The organism is Arenibacter nanhaiticus, assembly GCF_900141935.1.
GTDB classification, from domain to species: domain Bacteria; phylum Bacteroidota; class Bacteroidia; order Flavobacteriales; family Flavobacteriaceae; genus Arenibacter; species Arenibacter nanhaiticus.
In genome coordinates this window covers 30,819-45,026 of sequence record NZ_FQYX01000002.1, presented here as the reverse complement: position 1 = coordinate 45,026, position 14,208 = coordinate 30,819, and the positions used below count along the sequence as shown (strand labels likewise).

General features: G+C 39.3%; 10 protein-coding genes and 1 riboswitch. Of the genes, 1 reads left to right on the top strand and 9 read right to left on the bottom strand.

Annotated elements, in window-relative coordinates; all coding sequences use genetic code 11:
• Positions 1–6 precede the first annotated feature (6 nt).
• From BUA16_RS01465 to BUA16_RS01450, 3 genes are read right to left on the bottom strand one after another with little or no spacing between them, the layout of a single operon-like run.
• Positions 7–1,557, bottom strand: coding sequence for a PKD-like domain-containing protein (locus BUA16_RS01465; RefSeq protein WP_084668386.1), 1,551 nt, complete (start codon positions 1,555–1,557; stop codon positions 7–9).
• A gap of 16 nt (positions 1,558–1,573) precedes the next feature.
• Positions 1,574–2,725, bottom strand: a complete 1,152-nt coding sequence (locus BUA16_RS01455; RefSeq protein WP_072762873.1) for a DUF5074 domain-containing protein — start codon at positions 2,723–2,725, stop codon at positions 1,574–1,576.
• A 31-nt stretch (positions 2,726–2,756) separates the two neighbouring features.
• Positions 2,757–4,808 (bottom strand): TonB-dependent receptor plug domain-containing protein, encoded by a 2,052-nt coding sequence (locus tag BUA16_RS01450; protein WP_072762872.1) that lies wholly within the window; start codon positions 4,806–4,808, stop codon positions 2,757–2,759.
• A gap of 102 nt (positions 4,809–4,910) precedes the next feature.
• Positions 4,911–5,141: riboswitch (cobalamin riboswitch) on the bottom strand.
• Positions 5,142–5,983: 842 nt separating this feature from the next.
• Here BUA16_RS01450 and BUA16_RS01440 point away from each other — a divergent pair.
• Positions 5,984–8,014 carry an LTA synthase family protein gene (locus BUA16_RS01440; protein WP_072762870.1) on the top strand — a complete coding sequence of 677 codons (2,031 nt, stop codon included), beginning with the start codon at positions 5,984–5,986 and terminating at the stop codon, positions 8,012–8,014.
• On the opposite strand, the gene BUA16_RS01435 is transcribed toward BUA16_RS01440, so the two are convergent.
• The 6 genes from BUA16_RS01435 to BUA16_RS01410 are packed head-to-tail and all read right to left on the bottom strand — an operon-like array spanning position 8,011 to position 14,162.
• Positions 8,011–9,177, bottom strand: coding sequence for a hypothetical protein (locus tag BUA16_RS01435; RefSeq protein ID WP_072762869.1), 1,167 nt, complete (start codon positions 9,175–9,177; stop codon positions 8,011–8,013). The genes BUA16_RS01440 and BUA16_RS01435 overlap by 4 nt on opposite strands.
• A gap of 3 nt (positions 9,178–9,180) precedes the next feature.
• Positions 9,181–10,440: a YaiO family outer membrane beta-barrel protein gene (locus BUA16_RS01430; protein ID WP_084668385.1), complete on the bottom strand. Its 1,260-nt coding sequence runs from the start codon at positions 10,438–10,440 to the stop codon at positions 9,181–9,183.
• A 30-nt stretch (positions 10,441–10,470) separates the two neighbouring features.
• Complete coding sequence (locus BUA16_RS01425) at positions 10,471–11,904, bottom strand: glycosyltransferase family 2 protein (protein WP_072762868.1); 1,434 nt, start codon at positions 11,902–11,904, stop codon at positions 10,471–10,473.
• A 59-nt stretch (positions 11,905–11,963) separates the two neighbouring features.
• Entirely contained in the window at positions 11,964–13,019 is a 1,056-nt protein-coding gene (locus BUA16_RS01420; RefSeq protein ID WP_178338829.1) for a HEAT repeat domain-containing protein, read from the bottom strand.
• A gap of 35 nt (positions 13,020–13,054) precedes the next feature.
• Positions 13,055–13,441, bottom strand: coding sequence for a response regulator transcription factor (locus tag BUA16_RS01415; protein ID WP_072762866.1), 387 nt, complete (start codon positions 13,439–13,441; stop codon positions 13,055–13,057).
• A 1-nt stretch (position 13,442) separates the two neighbouring features.
• A complete protein-coding gene (locus BUA16_RS01410; protein WP_072762865.1) occupies positions 13,443–14,162 on the bottom strand; it encodes an Hpt domain-containing protein in 720 nt (239 codons plus the stop codon).
• Between the last annotated feature and the right edge of the window lie 46 nt (positions 14,163–14,208).

Sequence of the window (14,208 nt, the reverse complement as noted above, 5' to 3'; positions counted from 1 at the left end):
GGGTGATTATTCTAAATTCAAATCCTTAAAACCGGATACTTCTGTAGAGACTTCGCCCAACCAGCCTGCTTGGGCACGGTTGGCAGTATATACTTTTACAAAATCGATGCCTTGTAATGCTACAGCTTTTCCATTGTTGTCTACGGCCCAACTGATATCGATATGCCCTTTTTTATCATTATTGCCCCAGTTGTCCGTATAGCCATACTCATAGGCCGGGTTTACCCAATTGGTGCCTTGGCCAGATTGGTCAACTAGGTTCGATTTTAAGAAGCTTCCTTTAAGGGTAATGCTATCGCCTTTCCATAATGGATAGTACGATTGTTTATGAAAACTGTTTTTGGAAACATAGCCAGTTTCTCCCCGGTTATCTGTCCATTTTATATAGTTGGGCTCATTGGGGTCCTCGGGTTCGGTCGCTGGTTTATAATATGTTATCTCGTAATTTTTGATGGTGCTTGGTTTTTGGTGTTCCGAACCTTGAATCTCGTACCACTGGTCATCTGGTTTTCCATTGCCATTGGCATCGTAGGAAACCATCACAATACCTGGTTCTGCCCAATTGGAATAAGCATTGCCCAACACTACAAAATCATTACCTTCCTTGTTTACAACGGTATGGTCAAAGCCCATAACTACATAACCCCCAAAGCCGCCAAGGGTAATGATGTTATTACTGGTCAAGGCGGTTTCTGCTTTTATTCGCATAGACTCGTCCGTGTCTTGGTCGGTAGCCGCTGGCATGCTATTTATAAACTGTCCGGGAGCAGGAAAATAATCGAATACTTTGGTGATATTGTTTTCGTAGGTTTTTGCCTTTACTGTTAGGGTGACGGTTTCTGAATTCCCGCCCACTCCGTTTTTCGCCCTGAATTCTAGGGTATAGCTTCCTGTTTGGGCAAAGACATAATGCAGCTCCAAGGATTTTGAAACTTCCGTTCCGTTTACCAACCAGGTAAAGCTGGTACCATCAGAATTTTTTATCTGTGGTAGCAGGCGAAACCACTGCCTTTGGTCTATTGTGTAGCCTTCCGCCGGTTGGGATAGGGTTATTTCGGGAGCAGTTGCTTGGATAGACAGGGCACGGCCATTGGAAAAGGTGAAGGTCATCAGGCCGTCTACCAGTGCTATAGCAGTAATTTCCGAGGCATCTTTGCCATGCTGTGGTTCGGCCGAAGTATGGGTGTCAACCCCGTTAATCCACCAATGGCCATTTTCTCCGATGACAATTTCCGGGGCTTTTCCAGGTTCCCCTTGTGCCGATTTGCCAGTGTCGACCCCATCGATATACCAGTTGCCGTTGGTACCAATTTCTATAAAGGAAGAGGAGTTGCGGACATTTAATTTAGCGCCATCGCTCATAGTGATGATGTATCCACCATTTGTTGATTCGTAACCAACAATATACAGTCGCTTGTTCAGTACCTCTAGCAGGTTTTCATATTGAGCCATTCGCTCCTTCAGTTCGGAGATATCATCCTTTAGGCTCTCAATATCGTCTAAATAACATCCTGATAGGAGTAGAATGGTAGCTACTGCAAATAATATTTTTCGCATGACAAATGAATTGAGGTTATTGTTGTGTAGTGGTCGTTTCTTTAAAAGCCATATGTGCCGGAATATCCCCTGTGGTTACTTGAAATTTAATGTCACCGTTTTTATCGATACAGTATAGGGTGCCTGGGGAAACATAATCGCCGGCATCGGTAACATAAATATTTAGTGATACCGGATCTACCGCTATTCCATAGGGAGTTTTTATAGCATCTATCACCGATTGGGGAAGAAAGTTGTCTTCTAATAAGGTTTCGTTCTTTACATCTATCAGGGAATAGTTGATGTCCCAATCAAAGGTTTCATAACTAAATTCCGAACCAATAATATAGGCCGTATCCCGCACGATGGTAAAGTTGGAAGTTGCTAGGTCGAAGCTCTTTTTTACCGAATCGGTCTTGGTATCGATTACAAAAAGCTTGGACGGGATTTGGGAATAATCGCCACGGGAGCTTACATATAAATCCCCGTAGTCATCCGCTTTGAGTCGGTTCAGGTTAATGGCAACATCAATATCCTTGGTTTTTGTAAAACTATTGAGATCTATAACAGAAACTGTTCTTTCGTAGTTTGGCGGGCTGTATCCCCCAGAATTGGCCACGTACAATTTATCGGCCACTACGGCCATTTCTTCGGGCTGACGGCCCACCATAACGGTGCGTTTGATGTCTAGGGAGGTGGTATCTATTTCCGCAACAAAACCGTTTGGGGAGTTGTCGCCCAATTGCGCCTCGCCGTCATAGGCACTTACATAAGCTTTGCCCTTCGCAAAGGTTATATAGCGAGCGTTTTTTACGTCGATGACCTTCAGTCGTTTACTCGTCAGGGCATCCATGACTTCTACTTTGTTAGAGTTGTTGATGACGGCGTATAGTTTGTTTCCATAAATGCCAATATCGTTCCCTACATCGCCCAAGCCTAAGGTAGCCCCAGGGTTTGCCTCCCCATATACATTACGGCGATAGCTTCCGGTGGCGTAATCGTAATAATCCAAAGAAGCCTTGTTCATATTCATATTGCCTTCGTTTAGCAGGTAGAATCCATCTACGGAGGTTACGGTTTGTGGAGGCAAAATCTCTTCTTCTTCCGGAATAATATAATCGTCTTTTCTACATCCCGTTAGGGTAATGGTAGCGAAAGCCAGTACCATGAATAATTTGTTAGTGTTCATATTTACGTTGTTTAATTTTAATGCTGGTAAGCTATAGTTCAATAGCGAGATTGATCCTGTAATTCCTTCCTGGCATGGGGAAATTCAATACCACGTCATAATACTGATTGAAGAAATTATTTACTTCTGCGCCTATTTTTACAGGTATTCTTACTAATGTCCCCTCCCAGTTCAGTGCGATATCGCTGGTGTACCATGGCTGTACATAGTTTACGGGGATGTTGGCTTTTTGACTATATCGTTCACCTGTATATATAAAACTGTAGTTCATTTGCCAGTTTTTCCAAAGAACAGATGAGGTTAGGGTTGCACTGTGCTCGGGGGCATATGGAATTTGATGGCCGTAGGTGCTTCCGTTTGGGGTAATGTCTATGGCTTTTTGGTAAGTGTAGTTGAGGCCGAGGTCTAATAATAACTTTGTAGAAAGTTTAAAGCCAAGGTCCGTTTTAGCTTCCAAGCCTTTTATATCTACTTCACCCAAATTCAACATAGTCCATCGAAATAGGTTGGAAGAGGGCATGGCCACAATTTTGTCTTTGACCTTATTGTAGTATATATCTGTTTGTACCGAGGCCGATTGTAATACTCCACCAGGTTCAATGGTCCAGGTAGCACCCACATCGTATTGGGTGGTAACCTCTGGGCGTAAGGAACTGTTGCCAATGAAGGTGTAATACAGGTCGTTGAAGGTTGGCATTCGGAACGATTCTTTATAGAAGGCCCTAACCCTGAAGGCTTTATATTTAAAGGGTTGTGCCGATACCGATATGACGGGGCTTAAGACACTTTGGTTATCACCCTGTTGATAGTGTTTTACATCTTCTTTTATATATCCGGCCAAAAGGTTGGCCTGTAAGTCCATTCCTTCCCACCGCATATGACTGGATAGCGCCCCCAAATAGGAATAACGGGAAGGATAGGGAAAACGATAGAGATTGGCGGAAAGGGTGTTCAGAGAAAAATCGGTAGCCAAAGAAACATCCCACCATGGTCTTAGGGAGTATTGGTTTACTAGGGAAGTGTAGAGTTCGTTTTGGTAATATTTGTTGTCAAGGGCTCCTTCATTGGTTTTATAATCGGGATCTAGATACCGATTGTAGTCATTACTAAATTTTATATTGGCCAGTAAGTTATGTTTTTTAGAGAAAGAATTGTGTAAGGATGCGTGTATAAAGAAGTTTCTGTCCCATTGTCTTTGTACATGGTGATAACGGTTGGCGACAATGGCCCCAGGGAGCCCACGTTCCGAATCGTATAGATAGGTCTTTATGGATGCCTGTCCAGTTCTCCTCAATTTTACGTGTAGGGTCATTTCGGTACGAAGTGAAGTAATATCGCCATTTTGCCTCACGGCAGTGGTGTCATACCCCCCTTCTTTTCGATAATTGTATTTATAGCGTCCGTGTGCTTCCACCCGCTCTGCACTCGCAGAAAGCGATAGGGCGGGAGATAGTTTTTGTTGGTATAGTAGGGAAGGGTTTACCAGACCAAAGGAACCCGTTTTAAAGGCTGGTTTTAGACGATAGTTTTTGTCTTTGGAAAATTGCGGCGCTTTGGTTCTTAAAAAAAGGGTATTCGATGAAAAAAAGCCTCGGGCAGGCTGAAAAATAGTAGATTTTTGTCCGTTATAAAGTTCGATGGATTCAATATTGTCCAGGGAAAACTTTCCAAGATCTACCTGTCCATTTTGGGCGTTTCCCACACTCATGCCATCATAAAAAACAGCGGTATGGGCACTTCCTAGGCTGCGGACGTTAATGGTTTTGATACCGCCAATACCTCCATAATCCTTGAGTTGTACCCCTGAGAAATATCGTATGGCATCGGCAACGGAAAGACTGTTCAATTTCTCGAGTTTCTTCCCGCTTAAGATCTGAACGGGCATGGGCGAAGCTAAAGAAAACTTGACTTTGGTGGCGGTAACAATAACCTCCCCCAAGGCAAAGCCCTTAATAATGTCCAAGCTGTCCTTGGCATTGCCAGGAAATTCCTGGGCAAATGCCGGACTCAAAAATGAAAATATCATCAGAGATAAGAGCATAGAAACCCTTACCCATAAACATTTGTGTTTATAGAAATACATAAAAAAACTATTTGATTATTACCAAATAGCTTCAATGGAAAAAATGAAATCAAATATATGCAATAACTGCATTTGGTTTCAAAGCCTTATTCCACGAAAGCTTTAAAATTGTACGCATTGGCAGGTATCCTGACTTATTCCCATTTTGAACGGCCTTCCCGCATCTAACAGATGCAGTGGCAAAAGATAAACCTCGAAGAACTCCGTGAGCATCGGGGCTGTCAAAATGTTGCATGGAACTTACAGTAACGGGTTTGTTCAGGATTTTCACCTGATTCCCTCTTCGTCAACAACACCGAAAAGTGCAGTTGAACCATTGCGGCTGCAAACATACTTAAACTCTTTATGATTATGGGCTTGTTTTTGGAATGAATTTTAGTTTTGTGTTATCACTCTTTTCGCGGACTTGGAGATGATTTTTTAACCCTTATTTAGATGGGTTTTGTTAAATTAAAAAAGGATATATAGTGGTCTGTATACCAAGGCCTTAGGTGGTCTAATTTTCAATTAAACAGAGCGTTCGTATCTATCAAAACATGAGATAGACCCTTATTAATAACGAAGCTAATTTGAAGTTTTGAGGGTGTTAAAAAATAGGATGTCTATTTTATGGTAATAAATTCCCTTTAATTTTTTTAAAATGGGTGCTCTTGCTAATCCGATACCAACGCTTAAAAACCCTTTAAATTTGGCAACTCTAAATGTGATCTGTTGGTCCAAGAGGTAATGGGTAAAATTCGTGACTGATAGGGTAACCATGATTCTAAGCAATTCGAAATTGTTTATTCCGCACAAGACCGTTCCGAAACCGACCCTGGAATCTTTAAAAAATTGATAGTAATTATAGGTTTGTTTTAATCATTGGAAAACAAGAATAAGAGGATTAGGGGGTAAGGACTTATCTTATAGGTGGTTCTATGATATATATCGGTAATGCTGTTTTTTTGGTAGTAGGAGGTCTGTGGGATGTACTGAATGACTATTTTTTTTAGACGATATTTTCTTTTTATTATAACTAGGGTAATTTGCCCAGAAGATATTTTAAGAATACAAACTATATTTGTCAGATTAGATATCCTTAGGGCTTTAATACTTTACAGCAATTATTTAAATTGTAAATTTCAATCGAAAAATTAGCAGGCCTTACTGTATTAAGTCAATAATTTAAAATTCCCATGACCCTACATAATTTAAAATCTACCCTCTTAAAAGCTGTTCAATCCTTTAGTGTTTATGCTCTTATTGCGTTGTTTTATTTAGGGGTGGTTAGCGCACTAGAACTCCTTTTGTATAAGCTAAGTCATTTTTTGCCGGCGGGTTACTTTAGCCTGTTGAGCGCTAGTTTAATTATTGATAGCGTATTTTGGTTGCAATGGATTTTTATCCCCGGTCTTATTTTTATATTGATGTATGTGCTGCATCAAAAAGTAGCCAGGATCTTGATGGGTACGGTAATAGTATTGTTTTTCGCCATCCACATAGGGCTGATAAGTTACTTTAATACTTCACTTGTCTTGCTTGGAGCCGACCTCTTTGGGTATTCTATGGAAGACATTGAACAGACGGTAGGGGCTTCTGGAGGGGTGTCTTTAATTTCTGTATTGGGCTTATTAGTAATCCTAGGCCCGCTGGTGTGGGGACTTTATTTTATTCCTAGAAAATGGAAGGGTCATAACGCCATAGCTATTGCTTTACCTGTACTTTCCGCACTGGTATATGTTACCGGAATTTTTAAAGGAGCAGCGAATCCTAGATTAAGCTCCGATTTTGCCAATAACTTGGTGATTAATAAATCTCAACATTTTTATAACGAAGCGTCATCATATTTTTTTGATAATGGTTATGAGGTCGATATTTATGCCGATGACTATTTAGGAGGTTTTGGAAATTCGCAATTGGCCGGATTACAAACAATAGATTATACCGATGAAGCCTATCCTTTTTTACATGCTAGATCACAAGATGATGTGCTTTCGCCATTTTTTAAACCAAGGCCAAAGGCTCCTAATATTGTATTTATTGTAGTAGAAGGCTTGGGAAGGGCTTTTGCAAATGATGGGGCCTATTTGGGAAATTTTACGCCCTTTTTAGATTCGCTGGCACAAAAAAGTCTCTATTGGAAGAACTTTTTGAGTAACGGAGGAAGGACCTTTGCAGTATTACCATCCCTAATAGGGTCACTTCCCTTTGCTGAGAACGGTTTTTTAGAGCTTAGGAATAAGATGCCTAAGGAGGTTTCATTATTGAGTGTTTTAAAAAATAATGGCTATGAAACCGCATTCTATTATGGAGGAGATGCCAGTTTTGATGGGATGAAAGGCTACCTTGAAAAAAATGGGGTAGATCATATATATGACGAGAAAACATTTCCTAGCCCTTATAAAAAACTTCCTGCTAACAATAATTTCAGTTGGGGTTATGGTGATGGGGAATTATACCGCTACTATTTAAATACTCAAAAAGAAGATACCATAGCAAAACCTAAGTTCAATATATTATTGACGGTCACTACACATAGTCCGTTTTTATTAAATGATATGCAGTACTACAAGAAAAAATTTGAAGACCGCTTAGAGGAGTTAGGATTTGATACTGAAAAAAAACAGCAATACGCCGCTTATGCCAAGCAGTATGCCACCATATTATATGCGGACGATGCTATAAAGACTTTTATGGACGCTTATAAAAAAAGGGACGATTATGAAAATACCATTTTCCTGATTACCGGCGACCACCGTATTCCCGAGATTCCCATGAGTACAAAAATAGACCGCTATCATGTGCCTTTACTGATCTATTCACCTTTGTTAGCACGGACGGCAGCAATAGCCTCGATTTCGAGTCATTTTGATATTGCGCCTAGTTTATTGAATTACCTAGGAAAGAATCACCGCCTACAACTTCCGAGTCAAGTGAGTTTTATGGGTATGGGGCTGGATACGGTTCGAAAATTTAGAAATATACATCAAAGCCCTTTGATGCAGACCAAAACCGATTTGGTCGATTTTGTAATGGGGAACTATCATCTGAATGGAAACAAGTTGTTTGAGTTGGATGAGAATATGGGGGAAGTCTTACTAGAAAACCCTGAAAAAAAGAAGCAGTTGCAAGCGGCCTTCGAGGCCTTTAAAAGACGGAATCGAAAAATCATGGAAAGAGCACCCTTAGTGCCCGATTCTATTTATAAAAAGTACAACGCCAATTAATAATTGTTTTTAGCGAATTCCATTTCGTTTTCTAAAATTTGCGTTAGCATCGGTTTGTAAAAATTCCAAAAGAAACTGCTGCGTTCCAAGGGGTCCCGATCATCAAAGAAAAATCCTTTGAAAAATCCGACGCCTTTAAAATAGGAGCTGTTTAACGTAATGGGATTATCACTAAAGTCACCTGAAAAGTAAAAAAAACGATAATCGTCCCCTAGATGACGAGTAACCGCTGGAAAGGTTTCGGGTATATTGTATTTGGCCAATTCTTTCTTGCCTTCGGGCAAAAGGCTTAATTGAAAAGAAGCATCCACAGAATTCACCTCTAAATTAGGCACCATAACATCGAACCAGAAGGGGTACTTCGTTTTTTCGGGCAAATGCCAATTTGCTTGGCCCTCGGGAGTAGCATAAATGAATGGTAACGCATTTTCTACATGTTGGCCTTCTTCCAAAATTACTACTTGGTCGCTATCATTGACAAAGACCAAACCAGCACGGGTAAAAGGCCAGGCTCCGTTATGGGATCTTTTGTAATTAGCAATAAGCCAGTTAGGAATCTCTAAGTTTATAGTAGGATCCAGATTATCAAAGTAACGGCCTGTCCAACCGGTCCACTTTAGCTGAAACAACTCTTCAAATTTCTTTCTGTTTTCGGAGCGGGTAGGAGAGCCAATGGTATTAAATTCGGTTATAATGAGTTTATGACGGTTTTTCATGGCTTTTAAAAAGCTAATATCCTCATTGCTTAAACCTCCATAAAGCATACCTGATCGGGCATTGATATCGCCCTTTTTATACCATTCATTATTATAAATTCCATAAGTATCCGTAAAATAGGCCATATCGGCATCGACACTCAGTTTCTTTAATTGGTCATGGGTAAAGCGTTCCAAGCCCTTTAGTTGAAATTCTTCATTCTTTAAAGGGAAAAAACCAAAATAGTCTTTATTTATATTGTAAGGTTTATCGGTGGTTTTGGTATATCTATTATGGTTTAAAATCCAACTTAAAGAAATATGTTCTTGTCCTTTGGAGGTTAAAACGGTTTTGTCTACCAAGGCTATGACCAACTTCTTTTTAGGAGTCGCCAACCAGGCTACCCACATAATAAAAGGAATCCCGAGCACTAGGATAGGAATCAACCTAAAAATTTTCTTTGCCATAGATTAAAATCGTTTTGTATATCCAATGCTAAGGGAAAGTTGGTTGCCTCTTGTTTCCGGAGCGTATTCCTGATTTTCCAATGTCGTCTGAAAACTGAATACGTTGGTGTCCCACAGTAATTTTCGGTAACCTAAAGACATATTCACCGACTTTAGTTTATAGATGTTTTCCGGGTCAAATGAAACACTGTTGGCATTGTCGTCAGGTGATATTCCGGTTCCTATTTTTAAACTAAGGTAATCGTCTGCCCCCCCTAAATAATATCGGGTCGTTAAAGAATAGGAATGTGAAATTGAATTGGCGGAAGGGGTAAGGTAGGTTCTTAAATTAAACCAATAACTTTTATAATATTTTCCGACACCTACCGTATAGATCCAAGTACTCCCCGAAAAGGCTAAAAAACGAAACCCTGCGTCTGCTTCAAAGGCAGCGGGAAGATTGGCATACAAGGAAAAGCCTGCTCGGTAGCGAGGAAAAATACCCTTGTTTTCTGAAATTCCACCACTTACATAGGCATAAAACAGATCTGATATTCTCGGGTATGCATCCACCTCAAATTGTGCACCGTTGGTGGTAAATCTATTGGCATAATTGAATCTGGCGGCCACGGAACCAAGTTTGGTCTGCCTGCTATAATTGATGCTGGCCATATGCCATGGATCATCAAATCGCTTGTCGAAATAAATGAAATCATAGTTTAGGCCAAGGCTGTTTTTAGCAGCGGAACTATTCACACTACCCAATAAACTTCTTGCTGCTGTCAGTTTTGGATTAATTTTTAGTAAATGGTCAATAACCCTGCGCGATTCGTCATAGCGTTTTAAATCTTTTAATACTTTGGCCTTTAGAAGTCCAAGTTTTTCGGAGTTTGGATGTTTTTCTAAGCCCGAATTTACAATGGTTAAGCTTTTTGGGGAGTCGGAATTCCAATATTCAAGATTTGCATACGCAAGGGATGCGTCTTCGTGACCTGTTTCCTTTTGTAAAATTTCCTCAAAAACTATTCGTGCCTTAGGAAGGCTATCGCTAAAGGTGTACAGTCTGCCTAAAAAGACACTGACTTCTAAATAATCTGGACTTTTAGCCAAAGCCTGTTTTAAAAGGGCGATGGCTTTTGGGTAATTGTCCTCGTCAAAAGCAGCTGACCTAGCCTTGGTGTACAGTTCATCTGTAGATAATTGCGTTTGTGCAGTCAGCATTAGGGAATTAAAGACAAATAGAATAGATAAAAGAAGTTTAAATTTTAAATGGTGTTTCAGCATATTTAAGAATAAAAAGTCGTTGTAATAGAATTAAGGTTTTGTTTTTGTAGGATTGGATAGGCCTGTACGTGTCATTTTTCCCCAAGTTGTTTTTCCTCGGATCAAATCTATATTTCCTTTCACGGCCGCCCACATGACAAATGGATGATACAATATGGGCTCTAGTAAAGCAGTCCGTAGCAAGCGAATCATGTATTTTGGTTTTTTATATTGTTGAAATGAAAATTCTTCAAAAAATAAAGCCGTTATAGAGAACAAAATAGAAAAGCTATAGATTACTCCGAAAAATATTAAAAAGACATACCAATTAAGCTGTCCAAAAACCACCATGAAAATTAAAAATATAATCCCGAGAAATTCGATGATGGGAGCAAACCACTCAAAAAACATCCAATAAGGGGTGCTTAAGAGTCCGAGTATCCCATATCTAGGGTTAAAAATCATTTTTTTGTGCAAACCGAGAGTTTCTATGGTTCCTCGGGTCCAACGGTTTCGTTGCCTGTGTAATACCTTCCAACTTTGAGGCACTTCGGTCCAACACAATGGGTCGGGGACAAAACTTACGGTATAAGGAATTTTTCTCTCGCGCATCAAACGTCGCATGCGGACGAGTAGTTCCATGTCCTCACCTACCGTGTTATGGTTGTAGCCCCCAGCTTCAATTACTATTTTCTTGTCAAACATGCCAAAGGCTCCCGATATCAGCAACAAACCATCAACTCGAGACCAGGCCATTCGTCCCATTAAAAATGCACGGAAGTATTCTAGAATTTGTGCCCGAGCTATAAATGTGTCAGGCAGGCGGACTTCAATGATTCTACCATCTTCGATAATACATGAGTTGGCAACACGTATAATTCCGCCCGAAGCAATCACTTTTTTAGTGTTGTTTAGAAATGGTTTTACAAGTTTTAATAAGGCATCCCTTTCTAGAATACAATCGACATCGATACAACAAACCATATCATGGTTACAACAGTTGATCCCAGTATTCAGAGCATCTGCTTTACCACCATTTTCCTTGTCAATAATTTTTAAGTTTTTGTAGGCTTTGTTACGTGAAGAATAAACACCTCTAACTTTTTTAGCAGGAATATGATTAAAATAAATCATGTCATCCAAGTAGAGGTCAAAGGTACTAATCAATGCCTGTAGGGTATTATCTGAACTCCCATCATTGATAATTACTATTTCAAAGGAGGGGTAATCAAGGGTAAGCAGTGATTTTACATTCTCAATGACATTGGCCTCCTCGTTATAAGCGGGTGCAAGAACGGAAATTTTGGGAAGATGGGCAGACTGCAGCAAGGCAACCTCATCCTTAAAATTATGCTTGCGCTTATAATCTCTAAGTTCGAATAAAGAAAATATGGCCAAAAAAACATAACCGGTAAGGATAATTAATCCATATGCCAAAAATAGCAAACTTGCTATGTCAATAATTTCGAAAAAATTAATATTCAAGAGTAGTTGTTATTTAATTTAAATAGTTTCCTAATTCAGGTTAATTACCATTGGACATATTAAGAGTGTCCCCTTTGTACGTTATTGGTAAAGATGTTGTTCTCGGTTATAGATGTTTTTGGGTTAAAATAGCGGGCTAACCTTTGGTGCTCTACCGTAAGGATACCGTTCTCTTTATTGATATAGGGCGCAATGGCTTGAAGGTGTTTTTCAAGGCCCATTTTGCCTATAGTTTTTAGGATTTCCTGTTTTAGGAGGGTGTTTTCTTTTGGGAAATTTTCTATTAAAATTTGCAATATTTCAGAAATTTCCATTTGTCGCAACGATAAAATGGCCTGTTGACGTATTTCTGGCTTCTCGTGGTTTAGAAATTTTAATAATATGGGAATGTGTTCAAACTGATTGTAATCGGCCATCATTTTCATGCAAAAGATTGCTACACTAGAAAACTCATGATAGATCCACCTTGAGAAATCGGGAGTTTCTCCGGGGTATCCCTTTAGGGCATTTTCTATATAGATCTGTTCCCAAAGGGTTAAAGGAGTTATTAGTTTTCCTAGAAAGCCTAAGGGGTTTTCCGTAGAGTTATGAAGAAGGTATAAAAATGCTTGTTGTCTTAATTCATTGCGGTTTGAGTTGATCGCCGGTTCAACCAATGACATTGGAATTTTAATGTTTAATTGATAAAATACAAATAGTGCTTTTGCTTTTTTAAACCATGCTTTCTTTTTTAAATCCGAGATCAGAAAATCATACAACCCAAGTCCCAAAAAAACTTCTTGAATCACGGAAGAAGTTTCCCCTTTTAAATTTTCGGCGAACACTAATATTTGGCTAACCGCTACTCGTTTGTCAAAGTTAGTTTTAAGATGTTTTTTTTTAAATGCTTTAATTTCTTTAGAATTATCAAATTCCTCATTGAACAAATAGTTGTTGATGAAATCGATTAGCAAAAGATCTAATTCTTCTCTCCTGCGATTAGCAATGTTTTTATGAACTCGCAGATATAATATCAAGCTTATTAATAAGAGGGTGAATACAAAAAAAATTATAGTCAACACCAAGTTTATTTCAAGAATTGGTGGCAATTCATGAATGTCAGATGCTAAATTCATCTTTAAAAAAAATGGGCTGACCATAAGTTGCACGCTTATTTATGGGAGAATTGATTTTTAAAAGAACCTATGCTTCTTTTGACCCGCAAGGCCAATTCATTCGGACTAAAAGGTTTGGTGATAAAATCATCGACGCCCATATTAAAAGCATCCGTAATAATATCTTCCTGGGTGGCCGTAGACAGTACGATGATAGGGATGTTAGGATGATTTTTCTTTATGTGTTCTATAAGTTGACTTCCAGAAACAAAAGGCAACATCAAGTCGGTTAAAATCAAGTCAAAATTATTAGCTTCCAATTGCTCCATAGCGCTCCTCCCGTCTATTGCAATAGACACGTCATAGCCTTCTTTTAAAAGCTTAAACTCAAGGGACTTAACAACCATGGGGTTGTCTTCGATGACCAATATCTTTTTTTTCATTTTAAATGTGTGCTGTTGGGAAATCTATAGCAATTTGTTTTTTAATTCGATTGTATTCTAGTTTCAATTCTTGAACCAATGTCTTTAAGTCTTCAGGCTTGGTGGCGAACTCCATGGATTGACAAAGTTCCTTTCCATGATCGTTTAGAAGCATTTGGAAAGAGGGCTTTATGCTATGCGCAATGGTACGAATTTCTGTGAATTGCTGCTGGTCTAGAGCTTCTTGAAGCTGGGTTAATTTTTCGGAAATAGAATCGTTAAAAAGCGCAAGCGATTCGGTTATGAACTCTAAACTTCCATCAGATAATTCGTCTAAATAATCCAAAGAATAAGGCTTAGGCAATTCGTCCGTTTCTTTTATGCTTTCTATTTGGTGTAAGAATTCCTTGATTTTTACAAGTGTGTCATCCGAATAGGGTTTGGTTAAAAATCCTTGGGATTTCTTTACGATGATCTCGGTTTCTGTTTCTATTGTAATCAAGACAGGGGTTTTAACGCCAAGCTCTGTCCGTAAATAGTCCAAGGTTTTCCACCCGTCAAGAGGACTCGATAATTCTTCCAGAATGAATAGTTTTGGATTGCCATTCTCCATAACCCACTGAATTGCACTCATGCTATTGTCAAAGTCTACGACCTCAAAGGAATCTTCAGTGAGCTTTTTTTTTAGATTGGCCCGCTCCTCGTCTTGTCTTTCTATTAATATTATGTTTTTATTATCCACCTGAGTTTTAGGTTTTATGGGTTGTATTCTCTTGCATTATGGCAAA